Source organism: Okeanomitos corallinicola TIOX110 (assembly GCF_038050375.1).
Taxonomy (GTDB): domain Bacteria; phylum Cyanobacteriota; class Cyanobacteriia; order Cyanobacteriales; family Nostocaceae; genus Okeanomitos; species Okeanomitos corallinicola.
In genome coordinates, this window is sequence record NZ_CP150886.1 from 1,005,425 (window position 1) to 1,029,146 (window position 23,722).

Consider the following 23,722-nt stretch of genomic DNA (forward strand, 5'->3'; position numbering starts at 1 on the left):
TAAAAAAGTGATCAAAACTCGCATATTATTAATGATAGATGATGCTACCCTTGGTGGTGGACAAATGCACGTTTTTCTACTGGCAAAATATCTTGATAAATCTCAATTTGAAGTATCTATTGCCACAGAATCTCAAGGTTGGTTATTTGATACAGCATCAGCTTTAAATATACCTCTACATCAGCTAAATATTTCCAACAAAATAACATGGAAATCTTTTAAAAACGTTCAAGAACTACTCATTAAAAATCATTTTGATATTATACATACTCATGGAGGAACAGCAGGATTTTGGGGCAGATTAGTAGGTAAAATATCTAGTAAATCATCCAAAATAATTCATACTTATCATGGATTACACTATCTCAATCAAAATAGCATTAAATCAAAAATTTTTAAATTAATTGATCAATTACTATTACTTATAACTAATCAAATCATCTGTGTTTGCAAAGCAGATTATGTGAGTGGGTTAGCTGCAAAAGTCGTAGCTCCTAATGCTTATACAATTATCTACAACGGTATCGAGATTGATAAATTTAGCAGCAATTTAGACCAACAAAAAGCCAGAAAAATATTTAATATAGAACCTGAAAAAATCATTTTTGGTAATGTAGCTAGATTGCATCCACAAAAAGGACATAAAATACTTTTACAAGCATTGGCTAAAATAGTTAATTCCTATACTAACACCCATTTATTAATTGTAGGTGATGGAGAAATAAGAGAAGAATTAATTAAAATCGCTCAAGAATTAGGAATTAAAAATCATGTTTCTTTTTTAGGTGCGCGTTCAGATATTTATGAATTTTTATCAGCTATTGATATTTTTGTATTACCTTCATTATGGGAAGGTCAACCTATAGCTTTATTAGAAGCATTAGCAATGGGTAAACCTTGTATTGCTTCTAATGTTAATGGTATTCCTGAAATTATTAATAATGGAATAAATGGGTATTTGGTAAATCCAAATGATGTAGATAATTTATATGAGTTAATGACTTCATTAATATTAGATAAACAAAAATTTGAGCAGTTTTCCGTAAATGGTAAAATTACCGTTTCTGATATGTTTTCTGCTCAGAATATGGCAGATAAAACAGCACAAGTTTATACTAATCTTCTAATTAATAATTAATTGTTATTCTTGGTATATGATAGAATATAAGAAATGTTGACTACTTAAACCAAGGAACAACCCATGAACAACTCCATAGAACTTCCCAGCGGTAAAATTATCAACATCGCCCGATTTATTGCCCTAATTCCCAATAATAACATTGACAGTGATTATCAACTAATTTTAGAAGGATATCCCCACCCCATTAAATTAGAAACATCAGACGCTCAACATCTGAAAACAATCTTGCAATCAAAACAAAATACCATAACTACTACCCACCAATCAACATGGAATCAACAGGAACAAATTCAAAAAAATCAAAAAGCAATGGCAGTTTTAGCACAACTTATGGAACAAGATAAAAATATGTCCGATGAAGAATCTAGGGAAAGACAAGAAATATTTGAAAGTTTCAAAAAAAGAATGGATGCTGAAAGACCACAAGGGCAAAAATTGTATTCAGAAGTATGATAGTATTTATTGACTCCAGTGTACTAGGAATTATTGCCAATCCTAATAAAATTGGTGAACCAAGCAAATGTAGAGAATGGCTTTACAAATTGCTTTCAAAAGGTGTGTATATCTGCTCCTCTCAGATTTGTGATTTTGAGGTTAGAAGAAATCTAATACTAGAATATCAGAGAAAACCTCACTTAAATAGTATTGAGAATTTAGATAAACTTCCAGAAATAATCACATTTTTACCTATAGACTGGGAATTACTCAAAGAAGCATCTACACTTTGGGCTTCTGCTCGCAGTCAAGGAATACCAACAGCAGATAACAAAAGTTTAGATATTGATATTATTATCTGTAGTCATTGGCAAAAACTTAAAGAAGATTTTCCCGGTCGCTATATTGTCATAGCAACTACCAATGTCAAACATTTAAGTCGCTTTGCTGAAGCAAAAAACTGGATGGATATTCAATTTTAAAAACTTATTAAAGAAGTTGAGTATCTATTCAATTTCTAATCTTCCTTAGCATCTATTGATTTATTATTCTCAGCTATCCTCGATCTAATTAATTCTATATCTAAATTCAATTCATAAGCGATCGCCTCCACACCAGGCAAGATTTTCAAACAATATATTTAAAATGAGTTTAAAAAGTTCTAAAAAATACCCAAAACATAACTTATTGAATAGAAATTAGAAATATGTAATACTAAGAGTAAGAAAATTCTTACTTGAGAGCAAGAACATGAGAATTACATCCAAAGGACAAGTAACTATTCCCGTAGAAATACGAGAGCAATTAGGACTTACACCCAACACAGAAGTAGAATTTGAAGTCATCGGAGACGCAGTTTACGTAAAAAAAATCAAAGCGAAACCCACCGCTGGTAAAACTCTAATAGAACAGATGCGAGGTAAAGCCACCGTCAAAATGACAACTGATGAAATCATGGCACTAACCCGACAAGACCAATGAAAGAAATACTGGTTGATAGCAATATAATCCTTGATATTGTCACAGAAGATCCAAATTGGTTTGATTGGTCATCCAAAAAATTAGCTGAATATGCTGAACAGACAAAACTTAACATCAACCCGATTATTTATGCTGAAGTTTCCATTGGGTTTAAAAAGATAGAAGAGTTAGAAGCTATCTTACCCATAAAGTTTTTTCACCGTTTAGACCTACCTTGGGAAGCAGCATTTTTAGCTGGAAAATGTTTTGCACAATATCGTCAACAAACTGGAACTAAGCGATCGCCTTTACCTGATTTTTACATAGGCTCTCATGCAGCAATCATGGATATGATACTTTTAACCAGAGATGTCAATCGTTACCGCACTTATTTTCCTACCTTAGAACTCATAATTCCCGAATTTGTATAAATATAATGTTTAAATCTTTTTTAAAAACTTATTAAAGAAGTTGAGTATCTATCCAATTTCTAATCTTCCTTAACATCCACTGATTGCTTATTTTCCGCTATCCTTGACCTAATTAATTCTATATCTAAATTCAACTCAGACGCGATCGCCTCCACACTTAAACCCAAACGTAACAACAAAGGAATCATCTCTAACTTACCTTCCGCTTTACCTTCCGCTTTACCTTCCGCCTTACCCTCTTCCTTCACATCTTGAAAATACCGTGTTTGCTTCAACTCATCTAGTCCAAACATCGCTTCTAACTCCTGACTACTTAAATAAGGAAACTTATAAACCAGTATCTTATCTACCAATTCTAAAACCTTTTCCTGGATCATTGGTTCTGTTAAAGATACCCGTACCTGTTCTTTCAGTTGAACTACCTTATCCCTGATTTGTTCTTGTTGTGCTACCACCAATTCTAGCACTCCTAAACCAACAGAATCACCTGTTTTTTCCCCTAACTCATCTAAGTATATCCGTGATATTCTACCTGAATGGAATAATTCTTGATACTGAATTGGTTCTGCTGTATCAATGCTACGATTAGGAAATATCGCCACTGCATACCAGTTTTGTTGAGGACGATATAACTTTAAATACAGAAATATTTCCCCAAACAAATCCCAGTAAAAATTATCACGTTGTTGAAATTGAACCTCTAAAAAATAAATCAGTTTATTTTCATCCGCAGGTGGGAGAAATAACCCATCAAAACGGAATGATAACTCCTTAACTTCCACTGAATCAAACTTATATCCACTTGCCTGATCAGGAGATTCTCCTAATAATTCAAACAAAACAGTAGGTAAAGTTTGAAATATTTGATAAAAAATTGAATCTGTTTTCATTAACAGTAAATAGTTTCCAAAAAAAAATTAATATTATAAATTTTATCAGCTATCTATCATCTAAATCCTGTAATTCCTCAAATCCCCAACATCCTCACTCAAACAATTTAATTAATTATAAAAATGAATCTGACGATAAAAACAGAATCCTCAATCCAGCATTCTATCTATCGTCAGATATATCAACAGAACTTACAAAACAAATAAACTAAAAACCAAAAATCATCATCTTTCTGAATTCTTAATTCTTTAAGGTGTTCCCACCGCACCAGAATAAACCAAACCCCGCTGCATATCTAAAGTCAAAATTGCCCCATCCTTAATTACCTTAGTCGCTTCCTTCACACCCACAATCACAGGTACACCAAGACGTAAACCAATGACCGCAGCGTGACTGGTAAGACTCTCATCCTCAGTAATAATACCGCCAGCTTTGCGAATTGCTTCTACAAAATCAACCCCGGTACTAGATGCAACTAAAATATCTCCAGGATTAAAATTACTCGCATCCATACCAGTTTGAGCTACCCTAGCGCGGCCACTCACAGAACCCTGTCCTAAACCAATACCTTGACCTAACACCGCTGTTACTACCTCAACCTTAATCAAATCAGTTGAACCAGAAACACCTTGCAATGTACCAGCAGTCATCACCACCAAATCACCCTCAGTTAACAGATTTTTCTCCTGAGCGACATTAATCGCAGCTTGGAAAGTCTGACCAGTAGAAGGTAATTCTAAAACCAAAAGTGGCCTAATACCCCAGACCATCTGCAATTGTCGCGCTACATTAACATGAGGTGTAATCGCTAAAATTGGCGTTGTCGGGCGAAATTTAGACACATTCCGAGCAGTAGATCCTGTTTGTGTCAAAGTCATAATTGCTGCTGCATTTAAATTTTCCGCAATTTGACCAACTGCTTGACTAATAGCATTAGGAATAGAACTTTTGTTATCTCGCATATTGCGGGAATTTTGCTGGATTTCTTCCTGTTCAATGCGTTCAGCAATTCTGGCCATTGTTGCTACAGCTTCTATCGGGTAACTACCTACTGCGGTTTCATTGGAAAGCATCACCGCATCCGTACCATCTAAAATTGCATTAGCTACATCAGATACTTCCGCGCGGGTAGGACGTGGGTTGCTGACCATGCTATCTAACATTTGGGTAGCGGTGATAATGGGAATACCTAAACGGTTAGCTGTAGCAATTAATCGTTTTTGCAGGACTGGTACATCTTCCGCTGGAAGTTCTACCCCTAAGTCACCTCTAGCCACCATCACCCCATCACACAGAGATAAAACAGCTTCCATTTGTTCTATCGCTTCGTGCTTTTCAATTTTGGCAACCACAGGCACGTTTTTACCAGTGCTGGAAATTAACTCTTTAATTTCTATAATATCTTGGGGGTTACGAACAAAAGATAATGCTACCCAGTCTACACCTTGATCTAAGCCAAAAATTAGATCCTCACGATCTTTATCGGTCATGGCTTTGATGGATAAGTAAACTCCCGGAAAGTTTACTCCTTTATTGTTAGAAAGTTTACCTGGAACTGTAATCCGACAATGTAAATCGCCTTTATCCCGGTTAATCTCCTCCACTACCATTTCTACTCGTCCATCATCCAGGAGAATTTTCGAGCCGACAGGGACTTCTTCCGCTAAATAATCATAGGTAACACAGCTAATTTCCTGAGTTCCTACAACTTGGCGATTTGTCAAAGTGAAGCGATCGCCCTTAGCTAAAGTTATAAAACCATTTTCAAACTTTCCTAAACGAATCTTCGGTCCTTGCAAATCTTGTAAAATAGCCACCGGGCGATTTAGTTCAAAAGCGGTTTGTCTAATTAAGCGGATACTACGTTGATGGTCAGCATGAGTTCCGTGAGAAAAATTTAACCGTAGCGTTGTTGCACCTGCTTCAATAATTGCCTTCAGCATTTCTGGACTGCTGGTAGCAGGGCCAATAGTAGCAACAATTTTAGTTCGGCGCAGAGAATCTCTTAATTGCGTCATGGGCTGATTTCGGAATTTTTTGGATCTATCTGGGAAATAATAGTAAGTTAAGCTGCCTATCCTTTTCAGTCACTGCTATATCAATGTGGCCAGCGGTGAAAAATGGAGCTACGGTATAGATTTGATATAGTACACTAATCTGAATCTGCAACCTGCTTCTGGCAAAGCTTTTTTAATCAAAGCAATCATCTAGTTTGGCATCATAACTCCATTTATCTGCCAATCATCAACATTGCGATTAAATCTTCTCATACAAAACTTTACATAAGTTTACTTTTTACTAAGATTTATCTTATATTTGTAATGTTTCATCAACAAGGAGTTAAAAATGCTCACGTCGGAGGCAAAAAAGCCGCTGACAATCCCACCCAAAGAACTTTTAGCACCTCCTGGTGATTTTAATCCCACCCTACTGCTGTTTTTTGTAGTAGTGACAATGTTGGTATTATCTAACTTTGGTTATTGGGTTTGGCAATGGCCAGATTGGTTATGTTTTACTATCAATACCCTGTGCTTACATTGTTCTGGGACGATCATTCATGATGCTTGTCATCAATCTGCCCATCGCAATCCAATCATTAACGCTATGTTAGGTCATGGTAGCGCCCTAATTCTAGCCTTTGCTTTTCCAGTATTTACACGGGTACATTTGCAGCATCATGGTAATGTTAATGACCCTAAAAACGATCCAGATCATTATGTTTCCACTGGTGGACCGCTGTGGTTAATTGCAGTGAGATTTTTGTATCATGAAGTATTTTTCTTTCAGAGAAAATTGTGGCGCAAGTATGAACTGCTAGAATGGTTTATTAGCCGTGCGATCGTAATTGCTATCTTTTATATTTCTATCCAGTATCATTTTCTGGGTTATATTCTTAATTTTTGGTTTATTCCAGCCTTTATAGTCGGGATTGCCTTGGGTTTATTTTTTGATTATTTACCCCATCGTCCCTTTGAAGAACGCAATCGCTGGAAAAATGCCCGCGTCTATCCTGGTAAAATACTCAACATTCTCATTTTAGGACAGAACTATCACCTCATCCATCATCTGTGGCCTTCTATTCCTTGGTATAATTACCAACCTACCTATGATCTGATGAAACCATTGTTAGATCAAAAAGGTAGTCCCCAAACTTCCGGTTTATTGCAAAAAAAGGACTTCCTCGAATTTGTCTATGACATTTTCATTGGTATTAGATTTAACCATCACTAAACAAATGTTGTGATGATCAATCTTCCTCGAAACCATAATCACCAGATCCCAAATTATCTGCGTATTGCTGCAACCAAGCGCGGAAAATAGGAGCAATAATCGCTCTAACACCATCATCATGCCACATAGTAATTATCTGTCCCAGATTACCACCCTCAGCCGGATCTAAATCTAAACAACAGTGATTACCACCACCATCATAGGTGAGTGGTATCCACAAAGGATTCCACCAATCTTTTCTGACTCCTGGTTGCGGTAGGAAAGTTTCACATCTTCAGGTAAATTAATTGCAAGCGTAGTTTCCAAGGTTTGAATTTGAGCATCAGCAGCTCCTAGTTGTAATGATTTGATTGCTGAAGGTGCGTTTTCTTGTCACCACGATTCAATTCTTGTCCAGATTTTTTGCATATTTTTTGATTCCACAGGAATTACCAAAAAACTACTGAATTTTGTTCACGCAGGGCCAGGAAATAATTAAAAATATTAACATTAATAAATATTGCTGTTATACTAGCCTAATTACATCTCAGTATATATTCCCTCAAGTCACTAAAATCACCGGGGATAAAAGATGTATAATTAGCCCGTCTCCTCTATAAAAAACATCTTGATAACTAGCCGAACTGACTATTTATTTAACCTTAATAAGAGATAAGGGGCTTACCTATGCGTAAACAAAAGAAAAATGATAATGTAATCCTTAATCTGGCATTATCGCTGGCATTAGCTACCACACCATTATCAATTAGCCTATTTGCTTCATTACCTGTACTAGCAGAATCACAATCTGATCAACCTGGTTTTTCATTACCAGAAATAGTAGAAAGCGGGACAAAAATTAGAATTGATGGTTCTAGCAACTTATTGATGATTAATCAAGGCCTCAAAGATAGCTTTGAGAAACAGTTTGCTGGGACACAAGTAGAAATTAGTAATAATGGTGCTGATTTAGCAATTAAAGACTTATTAGATGGGAAAATTGATATAGCAGCTATGGGCCGGGGAATCACCCCAGCAGAAAAAGTCCAAGGATTAGAACAAATTCGCTTACGTAGAGAAAAAATAGCAATTATAGTTAGTGCAGATAATCCCTTTCCAGGGAATTTAACCAGTAAACAATTTGCCCAGATTTTTAGAGGAGAAATCACTGACTGGTCAGAAATAGGAGGAAAATCTGGAAAAATAAGATTTATTGATCATCCTGAAAATAGTGATACGAGAAATTCCTTGCGTGATTATCCATTTTTTCAATCTCAGGACTTTTCTACAGGTAAAAATGCCATTCTAGTAGAAGATAATCAAATTGATAAGATTGTTAAAGAATTAGGTCAAGAAGGAATCAGCTATGCTCTAGCTAATCAAGTCTCAAAACTTGCAGATGTTAGAGTTTTAACAGTTGAGGGTTTGACTCCAGATGATTCTGAATATCCATTTTCCCAACCTTTAGTTTACGTTTATAAAAAAAATCCTAACTCAGCAGTAGCGAGTTTTTTGGGTTATACTCTTGCACCAATAGGTAAAAAAGCAATAATAGCAGCCAGAGAAGCAGAAGCTGCCATGATTGCCGCTAAAACATTGCAAAATGTTACCACTACAAGCGGTACAAATTCCCCATCTGAAAGCAAATCCTCATTGACTGCTGTAGAGTCAGAAACAGCAACAAGTGCAGTTAATTCTAGAAATGACCAACAGTTTGTAAATCCTGTAGATAATAATCCGTTTGAAGATAAAAATCTCATCTTTTTGATTGCATTATCATCACTACCAATTATTGGTTTGGCCAGCTTTTTAGCTTTGTGGTTAAAGAAAAAACAGTCATCCACCAGTCAAAATATAGATAGTCAAGAAACATCTTTGACTTATATAAGCTCAACTACAGAAACAACACCAGAAACCACGGAAGAACACATTATTATTGATCCGTTGGCAAGTTCTACCAATACTAACGGTAACTCTAATTCTCACAACAATAATTCAACTATCATCAACACTGACGATAATCTTATTTACATTTCCAAAGAAAACCATTCTGTAAATACAAATGGTACAACCAAGAACAACAACACAACAGAAAAAATTGGAGAAAATATTGATTTTGATGATCCGACAATTGCCCTAGATTGTGGGGAAGTTGTGTGGGATACAGAAGCACCAGTTGCTGTTGTGAATACTGCCTACTCATCAGTTTCTAATATTCCCAAAATACCAGTCAATTATTTAGAAATAAGAGCAGATTATGATCTAGATAAATCTCTATCAGATTTGCTCAATGAAGAAACAGATATACAACCAGAAGATAAAAATAATTTGCCAGAAATGCTGAACGGTTATGATTTATCCAGTCAGGAATCTCAGACTTCTCTAGCAGATTTACTTAATGAAGATGTTGATTTGTCAAGTCAAGAAGCCACTAATGCTTTGTTAGAAATACTAAACGAAAATCCTGATTTATCCAGTCAGGAATCTCAGACTTCTCTGGCAGATTTACTTGATGAAAATACTAATGAATTAGATCAAAAATCTACTAATTCATTACTAGAAAAAGTTGGAATCTTAGTTGCGAGAAATGATATAGATCCCAACACTTCATTGTCAGAATTACTGGATATAATTAGTAATAGTAATTCAGGTGATATTAACGCAGAATCTAATAATGAAATTTTAAAGTCACTTGATTTATCTACAGATCAATCTAATTCCAGATCAATTGATTCCCTTGCTGATTTACTGGGTATATCATCATCAGCAGAGGAAGAAACAGAATTAGGTACAAAATCGGTGACAGATGAAGCTCAACAATTAATATCTGAATTATCAGATGAATTAAGTGAAGTATTTAATGATTTGATAGATGAAGTAGATGAACAAGAACTAAATGCAGATTTGGCTAGGGAGCTATCGTTAAATTTACCCGTTAATTCAAATCATTTTCCAGACTTCGTAGTTGATGAAGAGATAGTTTCAGATATTAATACAGAAAATGTTTCTCTAAATTTAGATTTAAATAATCAAATCCAGACGACAGAACTCACCGTTGCAGATATTAATGGTAACAGTAGCATTGTCTTTACACCACGTACTCCAAAATGGGCTTATATTTCTTGGTATATTTCGGAAAATCAGAAAGCAATAGCCAAAAACCAAGGTGGTTATGTTTTATTAGTGCGTTTGTATGATGCTACTGACATTGATCTGAGTTACCAAAATCCTCAATTAGTGCAGCAGTATGAATGTGAAGAAGTGATTTGTGATTGTTATGTAGCTATTCCCACCAGCAACCGTGACTATCTGGCGGAAATAGGCTATCTCACTCAGAATAATACTTGGTTGTGTATGGCACGTTCTAGTAAAGTTCGTATTTTTAGTCGTCCTAGTGGAGACTTTTGGTTTGTTGCAGATACGGAGTTAGTGATTCATGGTTCAACAGAACCTGGTGCAACTGTGACTATTGGTGGTCATCAAATTAAACTCCAACCTGATGGTACTTTTCATTTGCGTGTTCCTTTCTCAGAAAATTTACTCAAGTACATGATGACTGCTTGTTCTGCTGATGGAGAAAGTAGTGTGACTATCTTGAAAAAGTTTTTTCTAGAAAATGCAGATAATTAAAAGAATTTAGAATGCAGAATTTAGAATGCAGAATTTAGAATTAAGTTTTGCAACGGGGATTTTAGACCGACACAAAACGCGCTGCTTGTAGAAGCAGAGGACTTTAACCCCTAAAGTTGGTTAACATCATTTAGAATTCAGGATTAAGGGTTTAGCAGTTCTAAACCCAGACAGACTTTATGTCAGTTTTTACAGAGGATTTGTATACAGCGGTTTCCGCTCTTATGAGATACATCTTAGCCCCCTCATCGCTTGCGGGGAGGGGGTTGGGGGTGGGGTTCTTGTACCTCATAACATCGGGAAGTGTTGTATCAAGAATCTGAATTTTTTACATTATTTTCATACTCAAATCTAACCATTTTGATTGGGTAATCGGCGCACTACTAGAAATATAATCAACTCCTGTTTCTGCAACTGCATGAATGGTTTCTAGGGTGATATTTCCTGATGCTTCAATTTTAATACGATTGTTATATTGACGAATTAATTTGACTGCTTCAGTCATTGTTGTTAAAGGCATATTGTCTAACATAATAATGTCGGCTTGATATTTTAAAGCTTCTTTCACCTGTTCTAAATTTTCCGTTTCTACTTCAATAGTTAGAGGATAGGGAATTTGAGAACGCACAAGGGAAATAGCTTCACCAATACTACCAGCAGCAGTAATGTGATTATCTTTAATCATGACTGCATCATCTAAACCCATGCGATGATTAATTGCTCTACCTACAGCAGTAGCATATTTTTCCAAGATTCTTAAACCTGGTGTCGTTTTACGAGTGTCTACAAACTTTGTTGGTAAATCTGCGATTTTTTCTACATATTGATTAGTTAGGGTGGCAATTCCACTTAACCGCATTGCCAAATTTAAGGCTACCCTTTCCCCCATTAATAGCGCATCTAGTGAACCATGAATTTCTGCTATTACTTCTCCTGGTTCACATTTTGTCCCTTCAGAAATTATTGGTACAAAGCTGACTTGATCATTTAATAATTGAAATACTCTAGCTGCTACAGGTAAACCAGCAATTATTCCTGGTGCTTTTGCTACCCATTTTGCTTGTCCTGTTTTTGTGTTTGGGGATAAAAGAGATTGAGTAGTGCGATCGCCTCTACCAATATCTTCCATTAACCAACTTTGTAAAAATTGATCTAACACCAAAAACGGTGGTAGTACACCTATAAAATTATTCATTTGATTTTTACCTCTTGACTTGATCCAATTGTTCCATAAATTGTTTCCAGTCTGGCGATCGCTAACAATGTGCAAAAAGTGAGTTAAAATCCCTTCTGTTGAGACGTAATCAAAAAATGTTGACAAGAAACAGCTGGAAAACAGCCAAATTACTCGCAGGTGTCATCAGTACCATTGCAGTTACCCCAGTTTTAGGATTAAACTCCGCTGCAAAAGCAGCAGAACAAGTAATTCTCCGTTATGGACCCCTAGAAGAAACAGCTTCCCTGACAGATTTAAAAAAAACAGTAGATAATGGTAAATTTCCTGATAGTATAGGCACTTTCACCAAAAGATTAACTGAACAACAAAATAATTTTTTAGTGCGGGGATTAAAAGCGAGAATACCCCTCAATGTTGTTACTCTCAATCGCTTACTGAATACCCAACTTGGTCAGACAGTTCTGAGCGATATCGCTACGGCTTTAGATCGCAAAGATGACGCAGGAGTGCAAGCAGTGAGAGCAGGTTTAATTTTAGCCGCAAACTCACCAGAAGGTTTATCTATACTCAGTTTTATTTCTGCCTATCCTAGCCAAAACTTAAAAATTAATGTCCCACAAGCTTTGACTGTGGGTAGAACTTTGAATATGGGTTTTTGGCGGACTCAGCAATTTATGCTGGCCATGACTCCCCGTCTTGATCCTCGCAAAATTAAAATCAATCGCTCTTTTGATCCGACCAAATCAGGAAATAACCAAGTCCAAATAATCAACTTAAACTTAAATGATGAAAAACGGCAACGTAATATTCCCGTTGATATTTATTGGTCAAATTCTGCCAATACAAAAAAACCTGTAATTGTCTTTTCCCATGGTTATGGTTCAGTGCGGACTGATTTAAAATACCTGGCTGAACATCTGACTTCTCATGGTTATGTGGTTGCAGCTTTAGAACATCCTGGTAGTAATTTTACAGCTAATCAAAATAAAGGTTCTTTCCAAGCTCAAGAATTTGTTGACCGTCCCCAAGATGTGAGTTTTGTAATTGATGAATTAGCAAAAATCAACCAAGCAACTGATAATCCATTACAAGGAAAATTAGCGACTAATAATGTAATGGTTGTGGGTTATTCCTTTGGTGGTACTACAGCTTTAGCATTAGCTGGTGGAGAATTTCAAACATCTAGTCTGCGAGAAAGTTGTGAACAAAATATAGATAAATTAAACTTGGTACAAGGGTTCATGTGTCAGGCTAAGGACTTACCTGAAAATAGTTACCAACTTCGAGATGAGAGAGTTAAAAAGATAGTAGCTTTAACTCCTGCAACCTCATTTCTGTTTGGGGAAACAGGTTTATCTAAAGTGCAAGTACCAACTTTAATTTTGACTGGTTCAACGGATAGTATCACCCCTACTTTAAGTGAACATATTCCTAGTTTTGCCAAAATTCCCTCTCCTAAATGGTTAGCTGCTGCGGTTGGTGCTACTCATTTAAGTGTGATAGATCCTAGTTTGACTGATGGTAAACCAGGAGAACCGAAATTATCTTTTTCTAATCGGGAAGTTTTCGGTGACAAAGCTGTGGATGTTCGCAATTACATCAAAGCTGTTACTTTAGCAATGGCCGCACAATCAACCTCGGAAGCTGATCAATATGCAGCGTTTTTGACTCCTGGTTATGCTCAAGTTGCATCAACTCGATTATTTCCATTTCGTCTTTTAACTGATCTTCCTCCCGGTGCGGGTTTAATGCCAAAAAATCAGCAACAGTAAGGAACTAATAACTACTGACTAAAAAACAAAAAAGGCTTGGAAAGAACCAAGCCCAGACTTCACTCAGGGTAAAATATGTTCAAGTATACAAAGTATAAGTATTTTAAACATCTTCCTAAAGGAATAATCTTAATCTAACTCAGTATGATCACTAAAACAATATGCTACCTTTGAAAATTTTAGATTTTGCCAGCTTAATTTAAGAAATATCCTAAGAAATATCCGTGCCAAAAGCTATCCTTAATCCCCAAAATACAATTAAAATCCCAATCGCTAACCAATCACCTATTCTTAATTTTAACTCTTGCCATTTAACTCGATGTTCGTTAGGACTGGTAAAACCTCTAACCACCATTGCATTTGCCATTTGTTCGGATCTCAATAGCAGATTTTCTAACAATCTTTCAATCACAATTAACCAAACTTTTGCACCTCCTTTTAATCCCAACTTTTTCCAGTTAATTGCTCTAGTCATGACAGAACGAATCAGGTTTTGAATTTCTTCTAAAACAAGGGGAATAAACCGCAAAGATAATGTTAAAGTTAACATCAATTCTGTCACTGGAATTTTAAATCTTCTCAACGGCTGCATTAAGCTTTCCATCCCAGAAGTAATTTCTTCTGGTGCAGTGGTTAATAAATATAAATTAGTGCTGTAAATTAAGGTGAAAACGATGGTACTTAAACTAATTGCTAAATCTACGGAACGACGATTTACTCTAATCGGACCTTCATGAAATAGCACATACTTATATTTTTTATTACTGTCTACTATTTTGGGAGCGGATTTAGTTTTCTGTTCTTTGTCTGTTGTTAAAGGTTTTAATACCTGTTCATTAGCTGGTAATCTAGGACTATAACTAATACCTAGTCCATCGGGGCTAATAGAACCGATTGCTAATACCATAAATGATAGCACTAACAGCCAGCCCATTTGCTGCCGCCACACTCTCAGGGGAATTCTGGCAAATAGGGTAATGACAATCAAAATTACCACTAAAAATATCCGCCAATAGTTGTTAGCAACTACATAGCTGGTAAGGAAACTCAATAACCAAATTAATTTAACTCTGGGGTCTAATTTGTGTAGCCAGGTTTCTGGTTGTTCTAAGTATAAGCCAAGGGGGAGCGATCGCAATAAGTCCATATTTTAGTGATTAGTCATTGGTCATTAGTCATTAGTCATTGCTAAGAATGACCAAGTGACTAAAAACTACTATTACACGCGAGTTGCTCGGTTGACACTACCTACTTCCATATCCCGAACTTTCTTACTCCGCCATAGTATGCGAATTGGTGTACCATCAAACCCCAATTGTTTGCGGAATTGTCTTTCTATATAGCGACGATAGTTATCATTGAAGCGTTTTGCTTCATTCACAAATAAGGCAAATGTCGGTGGTTGGCTACTTACCTGTGTACCATAGTAAATTTTACCTTGACGGCCGCCTCTTGTGGTTGGGGGAGAATGCCAGCTAACTGCATCAGTGAGAACTTCATTAACTACGGATGTAGTAACACGGCGTTTGTGAGATTCAGCGGCTTTATCTACTAATTCTAAGATTTTAGTTACTCTTTGTCCTGTTACTGCACTGACAAAAATGGTACTTGCCCATTCTGTAAAGTGTAACCTCGCTTCTAAACTCTTTTCATAGTCATAAATGGTGTAGGAGTCTTTTTCTACTGCATCCCATTTATTGACTACAATTACACAAGCGCGACCTTCATCAATAATGCGACCGGCTAATTTTTGGTCTTGTTCGGTGACTCCATCTAAAGCATCCAAAACCAATAAAACCACGTCAGCACGACGAATGGCTTTAAAAGCGCGGTTAATGCTGAAAAATTCGGTTCCGTATTCGATATGTTTCTTTTTTCTAATCCCGGCCGTATCAATTAAGCGGTAGGTTTGCCCTTCATGCTCAATTACTGTATCAATTGTGTCGCGGGTAGTTCCAGAAATAGGGCTAACTATTGCCCGCTCTTCGCCGACAAAAGAATTTAAAAGACTTGATTTACCAACATTGGGACGACCAATAATCGCAATTTTTATTTCCGTATTTTCTTCTGTTTCTACGACTTCGGGAATGTGTTTAATTAACTCATCTAATAAATCTCCCGTACCGCTACCATGAATGGCGGAAATGGGGTAAGGTTCACCTAGTCCTAATTCCCAAAATTCACTGGCTTGGATGATGCCGTGGTCTGGTGATTCGCATTTGTTGACAGCTAATAACACTGGTACTGGTTGTTGACGCAACCATGAGGCTACTTCTTCATCAGCGGGATTTGGCCCTGTTTGACCATCAACTACAAAAATAGCTGCACAGGCTTCTGCAAGTGCCACCATTGCCTGTTGACGAATCAAAGGCAGAAATTCGGTATCATCGTTAAATACTAAGCCGCCAGTGTCAACTACTACAAATTCTTTATCGCTCCAAAATGCTGGGCGGTAAGTGCGATCGCGTGTTACACCTGGTTCATCATGGACTATCGCTGTTTGATCGCCGGCTAAACGATTTACAAAGGTTGATTTCCCCACGTTGGGGCGGCCGATAATTGCAACAATTGGCAATGCCATAAACTTAAATTCTTTTGTGCTGAGTGTGTAGATGTGCTGAGTTTTATCTCTACGTTCTTCACCCAGCACGGTTTTAGAGAACTATTAATCTTATCATATTTTTTTGATTATAGATCAATATTTTCTGCATCAATCATTAATCTGTCCAACCTAATTCCTGTTTACACTGCCGAAAACTATATTCTACCCATGTTCTTAATCCATAGAGTTTTCCTAACATTTTCTTATTATCTGGGAAATTATTCCCAAGTGTAAATACTTGAAGCATTCATAATTTTTTACTTCTTTAAACAGGTCTAATGTATTTATTAACTATTATTTTCTAATATTCAGATTTTAGACAGTTTCAGTCTAAGTGCGGATTTAGTTTTTCTTTATTTATCTCTTTATTTATGTATTATCTGCTTTCACAAGCCAGGGATCTTATAACTTGAGATAAAATAGAGATTGTTGTTATTTTCTATATTTAGTTAAAGTGTCTGAATCTCTACAAGATAAATACCTAGCATTAATTGATGAAATAGTCGAAACCACTCTGAAAGGGAAAATTAGCTCTGTGGAGCAGGTATATCAAATGTTACTCAAAAGTATTTCTTCCGGTACTGGGGAAATATTTGAGTTAGCTTTGAGCGATCGCTTAAACCCCCTGCAAACCCAAGTAGACAGCGAAAGCGACGAACTCAAAAAAGCCAAAGCTACCCGCAGTTTAAGAGCCATCAAAACCATCCAAACCCAATACAAACGCTGGCAAGAAACTAACAAAGCTACAGAAGTCATAGCCTCAGCAGTCCGAGAAATTACCATCGCCAGTAACGAAGAGCGTTTAGCAGTATTCCTGCGTTATATAGATCCTAATCAAAAACATCCCCTCAATTTATCCCAACTCCAACAACTAGCCAAAGGTTTACAACAATTCGCCGCAGCTAACGCAGATTTAACGCAGATATCTATAGGTATCACCCAGGGAATTACATCTTGGCAACATCTCCAAGAAAACCTCCTCAGTTGGATGTATGAACAAAAAAGTTCTCTCGGTTTTGGTGGAGTACCCGGAGAAAGTGGCCCTTGGGCAAGTTGGGCAAAATTAGTTAAAAGCGAAATCCCCACAGCATTTTTTCAGACTTTAGCTAAAGAAGAATCAATCATTGAATTTATCCAAACACGAGAAAATCTGATTTTAAAAGATTGGGTAGAATTAACAATAGTTTTACAGTTTTTACAACGGGGTTTAATTACTTGGTTTGATCAACAAGCTTACGATATTCAAGCAGGGCCTAAATTATCAATTTCCACATTTTTAACCTTTGCAGTTATTTGGAGTCAATTAGCAAACGGCTTACAAACTCAAGCAGAAACATTTAGTAATTCTGCTTCCCAAATAATGCTACAAATTCTGCGAACCTTTGCCCAACGTCCTTATTTTCCCATGTATGGGGGAATTTTTGCTTCTTTTTCTGGTGGTTATTTAAAAGATGCACTAGATTATTTAGATGCACCTTTAAGTTCTGCGGCAGGAACACAGGAAAAAGCTCGAATTTTAACGTTATTGGGTTATTCTCAACGAGCTTTAGGAAGATATGATCGTTCCATTAATTTCCATCAACAAGCTTTAGAAATTTTGATTCATACTGAAGATAGAGCTTGCGAAATTGCTAATCTCAATCATCTTAGTCGTACCTATGTAAAAGCAGAAGATTATGGTGAGGCAATTAATTATAGTCAAAGGGCATTAATATTAAGTAGACAAGCGGGAGACAAAACTGGAGAAACTAACGCACTGGTAAATTTAGGTTACTCTGAAGTCATGCAAGCACAGCAGTTAGAAACTATGGAAACAGAAGTTTATGAAACTGCAATTAATTATTTAGAACAAGGTTTAAAATTAGCTGAAAAATTAGGTGATATTCAAACTCAATCTTTATGTTTTAGTAGTTTGGGTATTGCTTATCTAGTGACTTCGCAGTATGAGAATGCAATTAAATATTTAGAGTTTGGTTTTAAAACAGCCCAAGTTTCTGGAGATTTATATACTCAAGGTAGAAATTTAGCCTATTTAGCAGAGGCTTATTATCAGTTACAAAATTTTGAAAAGTCTGTTTATACAGGCAGTTTGGGAATGTATTTGTTAGAGCAAATTTCCTCTGAAGAATGGCGACAACCAGCAGGTTTACTAACAATTTTAAGGGGACAAGTTGGAGCAGATAAATTTCAAGTTTTGCTACAACAAAACCGCCCTAAAATGATTTCTATCATCGGCGTAGATGGTTATGATTATATCCCCGAATTATTAGAAAGTTATTAGGAATTTACCCATTACCTATTACTCATTACCTTTTTCAATAATTGAGGAATTTGGGGGAGATGTTCGGCTATGGGAACTCCTGCTGCTTTGAAAGCTGTTAATTTGCTTTTTGTTGAGCCAAAATTAGGATCGCGTTTGACAACAGTTGCGACATTTCCTTTCTGATGCCAATATTTACTTGCTGGTGCGTGTTTACCGGCAATATAAGCAATGACTGGTTTATCTATTGCTTCTGCTATGTATTGTGCGGCAATTTCTTCACCTTCTCCCCCTGGTTGGCCAACTAACACGATCGCTTCTGTGGTTTCATCTTCATCCAGAATTTGTAACCATTGGGGAAAGGAAGAACCAACGATCGCATCACTACCAATGCTGACACTAATTGACTGACCCAAACCAGCTTTGGTTAATTCCCAAGCTACCTCATAGGTAAGGGTACTACTGCGACTGACAATTCCCACAGAACCGGGGGTATAAAATTCACTGGGTTGAGTTCCTAAGAGGATTTTACCAGGCACAATAATTCCGGGACTATTGGGACCGACTACCAAAATTTCATGGGTTTCTGTTTTGCGGAGTAAAGTCACCATGTCTAAGGGTGGTACACCAGCAGAAATAATGATTATTTGTCGGATATTAGAGGCGATCGCTTCTAAAGCTGCATCTAATACTTGATAAGGATGGACACAAATAATTGTTGTATCAATTTGCCCAAATTTTAAAATTACTTCTTCTACTAAATCAAATACTGGCAAATCATATTTATATTTTCCACCAGAACCAGGTGCAACACCAGCTACTAAATTAGTACCATAAGCTTTCATTTGAGCAATATGAGTTGCTGATATGAATTCACCGAAACCCTGAATTAAAACTTTACTGTCTGATTTTAAGTTCATACAAGTTGTTATTTTTTAATTGTCATAGGACATTTATAGACGATCAAGCCCAGATACTAAAAGACCTTTAAAACTCTCACCTATCAGCTGCTCTATCTTTTTACTTTCTGCCTTTTGTCTTCTGCTTTTTATCTTCTAGTTTTGACTTTTCTATTTTTTGTAACTTAGCCAGATCCACTGCTAATTTGACTGCCTCATCTAAATTTTCTACTACTATCGGTTGTTCATTTTCATCTGCTAGTGTCGCTAAATATTTTCTAGCATCATCAAAATCAACACCAGCTAAACGAATAACTAATTTGGGTAATTTGTTAGTTTTTGGTTTACTGCCATTAGATAAATAAGATGTTAGTTCTTGTGGATCTATTTGGATAAAATTGGCAATAACCTCTGACATTTGCGTAACATCAGGAATAGTCCCCAAAAAATTAATCAGAATTACTTTAATAGTGTTGTCCGCAGCCAGAATTTTTAGCCCTTTTTCTAGGCGATCGCAAAAAGTTGTAGGTTTCGTATCCGTTAAAAAAGAATGTCTTAAATTTAATGACATACCAGGTTTACCACCAGCATTAAAAACCGCATCTAAGGTTGTTAACACTGAACCCGTACCATTAGCTAATATTCCTATTTCACCTTGAATTTCTGCCCCATCCCAATCATCGAAAATGCCATTCACTTTGCTATTTTTATGACGACCTATCATTTTCGCCGCCATTTCTGCTATTTCTGGATGTCTATTAATTGCCCTTTCATTGACTCTGACTTTACCATTTAAAACCATCACTTGGCCAGACCCATTCACAGCTAAAGGATTTATTTCCACTAAGTCTAAATCTTTCTGAATAAATAACTCATACATTTTTTCCACTATGTCGCTTACCGACTGCATTAACGCCCCCTGTAAGCCCATTTTTAAGGTCAATCTTCTGGCGTAAAATGATGAAAACTCCTGTTCTACAACCACATACTGCATTTTTTCCCCTGGAGATTCCCAATCAATATTTGCTTCTTTACAACCTAACAAGACTGGACGACATAATGCAGTATCTAAAACTATAGCTAAATAGAATTCCTTCTGAGCGTCATATTTGGACTCTGCCAGTAAAACTTCGGGAAATTCCCCCAAAATGGGCAAATTAAAGATATTCTGAGCAGTGGCGATCGCATCAATGGTAGTCTCTACAATTCTCACTCCTCCAGCTTTTACCCTGTCATCTGCGTGTACCTGTGATTTGAGGACAAGGGGATAATTTATGTTTAAGCGTTTTAAGTCCGTAGGATGGTCAATTCTTTGAGATGGTAAAACAGGAATTCCCATCTGATCAAACCATTCTTTAACTTGGTACTCCAATAAATCCATTGATACACACCTTGTATTAATAATTTAAAATTTTAAGTGTTTTAGTGCTGATTTGCTGACTACACAGCCATTAGATTACATAATTACGCTTTAGTTGGCTAGAAAATTAATGTAGTACGAATCAATTTTTTCTAATCAGGTAATGGTGGTAAATTTACCAGTGCATTAACTACTACTCCGCTGTGATTAAGTAGTAAGTTACAAAAAATACTCCTAGATACTTGTATATTTTCCATCAGATAATTTATACTCATATTGAGATTGCCTATTTTATTATCTAGTAGTATAAAAAAGCAAAAGCTTAAAATTATCATTGATTCCCTGTGTTCCAATGATACAAGAACTTGCTGTGTCAGCATTCAGCTAATGCCTAACAGCTTTTAGTAGTCAGCTTTTTAAAGGTTATGTCAAAACTTACAAAGAAGGCAGGAGTGCGGAGGCAAGTGGTAGGGGTAACGAGTATCAATTAAAACTTTAATTTTAGTCTAAAGCCAGGTAAAAAGCAATAATTATACTGAGACTGCTGGCAGTGAAGTATAAAACGGCCTTGTTTCAATACCACTTTTTTAAAGGTGGATTTCTCCTGCCTTCTGCCTTCTGCCCTCTGCCTTCTGCCTTCTGACTCCTAAATTCTTACCTTGCTTTCAAAAGTTATTCTTTAAAATATAAAGTAGGAATTGATAAATTTATGTATCCTTATGTAACAAAAGTAAAGACTTTATTTGATCTGCTCCAAAATAATAAAAACTATATAGAACACTAGGTGTAAGCATTATGAAAGTAGCATTCCAACAAGAAGATATACAACTACTATCCAGTATTTTACAAGAAGAATTAATACTGGAGATGCCATCTGTTCCAGTTCTGGAGGTCAAATGTGCTGTCACAAAAGACCAACTGATGATTCTCACTCAACACCCTCCTGGTGTATCAGTTGATACGGATAAAATTTTTACAGTCCTGGAAGAATCTCTCCAGTGGCAATCTCAATATCATGATGAAAAAATCCAACTTTATGTCAGGGTTTCAGGAGAAAAACTACCCTACTCTAAAAAATTAATTACAGTTCAAGCGAAGGAAGCACCGGAAGTTCCAGAAATTCAACTACCAGAATTCAACAACGATTTAGATCACAACGGTTCAAATGACAACGGTTCAGATGACAACGGCAGCAATAAGCAAGTAATTTTTCCACCACTGGAAATACCTGAAATTTCACCTCCTGTTACAGAGGATATTATTGCCAATAATCCCTTTAGTTCTCTTATAGATGATGAAACATCTAATCCTGATTTTGCTTCTTTAACTGACGAAAATATCTCAGATAATCATCACAGTTCTGATAATTCCTTTAATTCCGACACCATCCTTAGTTTTAATCGTTCCTTTGAATCAGATGTCACATTTAGCTCTGATATTTCATTATCGAATGATGATGATCTAGAAAACGAATCAGCTAATTCCTTTGAATCAGATGTTTCCTTTGGCTCTGATATTTCATTATCGAATGATGATGATCTAGAAAACGAGTCAGCTAATTCCTTTGAATCAGATGTTTCCTTTGGCTCTGATATTTCATTATCGAATGATGATGATCTAGAAACAGAGCATGAGGAAATATATGATCCTTTTGAGGATGAAGAACATTTATCAAGCACTAAAAAACCCTTCTCACCACCACCGATACCCATCATCGTCGGTGCAGTATTGGGAATAGCAGTGATTTTTGGTGGAGGTACTTTTTTCATGACTCGCGCCTGTATAGTTGGTCAATGTCAAGAATTACAAACGGCCGCACAATTCAAAACTGAATCTCAACAAGTGTTAAGTAAAGCCACTTCCGAGAAAGAATTAATACCATTACAACAACAACTAAATCAAGTAATTGATGGCTTAAAAACAATTCCTCAATTTTCTCCTCGTTATCAAGAAGCCCAGGAATTGACTAACAATTTTTCTCAACAGTTAACAAAAATCAATTCAGTAATTCAGGCTTTACAAGCAGGATCTCAAGCGGAACAGAGTAGCCAAAAACCAGCCACTAGCTTAGATGAACTCCGCAGCAGACAAGCCTTATGGCGAAAAGCTATTACACCCCTAGAGTCTGTAAAATCTAGCTCCGAACTGAGTCAGATAGTAAAGACAAAACTGCCTAGCTATAAAAACAACTTACAGACCATTAATAAGCAACTACTAACAGAAGAAGCTTGGCAGAAAAAATTAGCCACAGCCAAAACCGTAGCCGATGCAGCCATCAAACGCCAAGCTGCTGCTAGATCAGCTAACGACTGGCAAAGGGTAGAATTTGGGTGGAAAGGAGCCGTCAACACTTTAAAAAGCATCCCCAACACTAGCACAGCATACACAGAAGCCCAAACCCTGTTAATAGATTATCAACAGAAACTGACCTTAGCTCGTAATACTGCGGGAAGAGAAACAAGGGCAGTCCAGAATTATCAACAAGCCACTAGCTTTGCTAATCAGGCTAAAACCTATGAGAATAAAAATCAATGGCAATCAGCAGTATTATCTTGGGAGCAAGCTGTAAAGACGGCTCAACAAGTTTCTCAAGACAGTTTACAATACAGTCAAGCGCAAGCACTCATAGAACCATATTCAATTGCTCTGGCACAGGCAAAAGAAAAATTCCAACTCTATGGAAATTTAGACCAAACTCGCGCTGATTTGAACAGTACCTGTGTAAATGGAATACGTTTTTGTAACTTCACCATTGAAAATGGCCGGATTATCGTCCGGTTGACTGCGGATTATGACCAAAGATTATTAAGTGGTAGTCCTGAATTACAAAATCATTTCAGTACCTTACAACAGGCTTTAGGGGTAATTAGCGAGAATTCTAATCTACCTGTATTTCTCTACAATTCTCAAGGACAGGAAAGGTACATGAAGAATCCGCAATAATTTGTAATTAC

Annotated in this window: 19 protein-coding genes; 10 read left to right on the forward strand and 9 right to left on the reverse strand. The window is 36.5% G+C overall.

The window, feature by feature from the left end; translation table 11 throughout:
- Positions 1-7: 7 nt before the first annotated feature.
- The 5 genes from WJM97_RS04325 to WJM97_RS04345 all read left to right on the forward strand — a co-directional run bounded on the left by WJM97_RS04325 (position 8) and on the right by WJM97_RS04345 (position 2,967).
- Positions 8-1,138 (forward strand): glycosyltransferase family 4 protein, encoded by a 1,131-nt coding sequence (locus WJM97_RS04325; RefSeq protein WP_353931817.1) that lies wholly within the window; start codon positions 8-10, stop codon positions 1,136-1,138.
- 63 nt (positions 1,139-1,201) lie between these two features.
- A complete protein-coding gene (locus WJM97_RS04330) occupies positions 1,202-1,594 on the forward strand; it encodes a hypothetical protein (protein ID WP_353931818.1) in 393 nt (130 codons plus the stop codon).
- Positions 1,591-2,058 (forward strand): type II toxin-antitoxin system VapC family toxin, encoded by a 468-nt coding sequence (locus tag WJM97_RS04335; RefSeq protein WP_353931819.1) that lies wholly within the window; start codon positions 1,591-1,593, stop codon positions 2,056-2,058. The genes WJM97_RS04330 and WJM97_RS04335 overlap by 4 nt, the downstream gene beginning before the upstream one ends.
- A 268-nt stretch (positions 2,059-2,326) precedes the next feature.
- Complete coding sequence (locus tag WJM97_RS04340; protein WP_353931820.1) at positions 2,327-2,557, forward strand: AbrB/MazE/SpoVT family DNA-binding domain-containing protein; 231 nt, start codon at positions 2,327-2,329, stop codon at positions 2,555-2,557.
- Positions 2,554-2,967: a type II toxin-antitoxin system VapC family toxin gene (locus WJM97_RS04345; protein ID WP_353931821.1), complete on the forward strand. Its 414-nt coding sequence runs from the start codon at positions 2,554-2,556 to the stop codon at positions 2,965-2,967. Before WJM97_RS04340 ends, WJM97_RS04345 begins: the two co-directional genes overlap by 4 nt.
- A 59-nt stretch (positions 2,968-3,026) precedes the next feature.
- On the opposite strand, the gene WJM97_RS04350 is transcribed toward WJM97_RS04345, so the two are convergent.
- Positions 3,027-3,857: an Rpn family recombination-promoting nuclease/putative transposase gene (locus WJM97_RS04350; protein WP_353931822.1), complete on the reverse strand. Its 831-nt coding sequence runs from the start codon at positions 3,855-3,857 to the stop codon at positions 3,027-3,029.
- Between the two features lie 249 nt (positions 3,858-4,106).
- Complete coding sequence (pyk, locus tag WJM97_RS04355) at positions 4,107-5,876, reverse strand: pyruvate kinase (protein WP_353931823.1); 1,770 nt, start codon at positions 5,874-5,876, stop codon at positions 4,107-4,109.
- Positions 5,877-6,204: 328 nt separating this feature from the next.
- Between pyk and crtR the strand changes: the two genes are divergently transcribed.
- Positions 6,205-7,089: a beta-carotene hydroxylase gene (crtR, locus tag WJM97_RS04360; RefSeq protein ID WP_353931824.1), complete on the forward strand. Its 885-nt coding sequence runs from the start codon at positions 6,205-6,207 to the stop codon at positions 7,087-7,089.
- A gap of 16 nt (positions 7,090-7,105) precedes the next feature.
- Here the strand turns inward: crtR and WJM97_RS04365 are convergent, their stop codons facing one another.
- Positions 7,106-7,309: an SMI1/KNR4 family protein gene (locus WJM97_RS04365; RefSeq protein ID WP_353931825.1), complete on the reverse strand. Its 204-nt coding sequence runs from the start codon at positions 7,307-7,309 to the stop codon at positions 7,106-7,108.
- A gap of 446 nt (positions 7,310-7,755) precedes the next feature.
- On the opposite strand from WJM97_RS04365, the gene WJM97_RS04370 reads away from it, so the two are divergent.
- A complete protein-coding gene (locus tag WJM97_RS04370) occupies positions 7,756-10,698 on the forward strand; it encodes a substrate-binding domain-containing protein (RefSeq protein ID WP_353931826.1) in 2,943 nt (980 codons plus the stop codon).
- A 328-nt stretch (positions 10,699-11,026) separates the two neighbouring features.
- On the opposite strand, the gene nadC is transcribed toward WJM97_RS04370, so the two are convergent.
- Complete coding sequence (gene nadC, locus WJM97_RS04375; protein WP_353931827.1) at positions 11,027-11,893, reverse strand: carboxylating nicotinate-nucleotide diphosphorylase; 867 nt, start codon at positions 11,891-11,893, stop codon at positions 11,027-11,029.
- Between the two features lie 116 nt (positions 11,894-12,009).
- Here nadC and WJM97_RS04380 point away from each other — a divergent pair, with 116 nt between their 5' ends.
- The gene (locus WJM97_RS04380) at positions 12,010-13,647 is read left to right on the forward strand and encodes an alpha/beta hydrolase (protein WP_353931828.1); all 1,638 of its coding nucleotides are present in this window, start codon (positions 12,010-12,012) and stop codon (positions 13,645-13,647) included.
- A 211-nt stretch (positions 13,648-13,858) separates the two neighbouring features.
- Here the strand turns inward: WJM97_RS04380 and WJM97_RS04385 are convergent, their stop codons facing one another.
- The 3 genes from WJM97_RS04385 to WJM97_RS04395 all read right to left on the reverse strand — a co-directional run bounded on the left by WJM97_RS04385 (position 13,859) and on the right by WJM97_RS04395 (position 16,496).
- Positions 13,859-14,794 (reverse strand): energy-coupling factor transporter transmembrane protein EcfT, encoded by a 936-nt coding sequence (locus WJM97_RS04385; RefSeq protein ID WP_353931829.1) that lies wholly within the window; start codon positions 14,792-14,794, stop codon positions 13,859-13,861.
- Positions 14,795-14,866: 72 nt separating this feature from the next.
- A complete protein-coding gene (gene der, locus WJM97_RS04390) occupies positions 14,867-16,228 on the reverse strand; it encodes a ribosome biogenesis GTPase Der (protein WP_353933105.1) in 1,362 nt (453 codons plus the stop codon).
- 136 nt (positions 16,229-16,364) lie between these two features.
- Complete coding sequence (locus WJM97_RS04395) at positions 16,365-16,496, reverse strand: hypothetical protein (protein ID WP_353933257.1); 132 nt, start codon at positions 16,494-16,496, stop codon at positions 16,365-16,367.
- A gap of 207 nt (positions 16,497-16,703) precedes the next feature.
- Here WJM97_RS04395 and WJM97_RS04400 point away from each other — a divergent pair, with 207 nt between their 5' ends.
- A complete protein-coding gene (locus WJM97_RS04400) occupies positions 16,704-18,530 on the forward strand; it encodes a tetratricopeptide repeat protein (protein ID WP_353931830.1) in 1,827 nt (608 codons plus the stop codon).
- An 11-nt stretch (positions 18,531-18,541) separates the two neighbouring features.
- Here WJM97_RS04400 and WJM97_RS04405 read toward each other — a convergent pair whose 3' ends face one another.
- Together WJM97_RS04405 and WJM97_RS04410 are read right to left on the reverse strand one after the other, a co-directional pair.
- Complete coding sequence (locus WJM97_RS04405) at positions 18,542-19,429, reverse strand: CoA-binding protein (RefSeq protein WP_353931831.1); 888 nt, start codon at positions 19,427-19,429, stop codon at positions 18,542-18,544.
- Positions 19,430-19,529: 100 nt separating this feature from the next.
- Complete coding sequence (locus WJM97_RS04410) at positions 19,530-20,789, reverse strand: ATP-grasp domain-containing protein (RefSeq protein WP_353931832.1); 1,260 nt, start codon at positions 20,787-20,789, stop codon at positions 19,530-19,532.
- Positions 20,790-21,563: 774 nt separating this feature from the next.
- Between WJM97_RS04410 and WJM97_RS04415 the strand changes: the two genes are divergently transcribed.
- A complete protein-coding gene (locus WJM97_RS04415) occupies positions 21,564-23,711 on the forward strand; it encodes a hypothetical protein (RefSeq protein ID WP_353931833.1) in 2,148 nt (715 codons plus the stop codon).
- Positions 23,712-23,722: the final 11 nt, after the last annotated feature.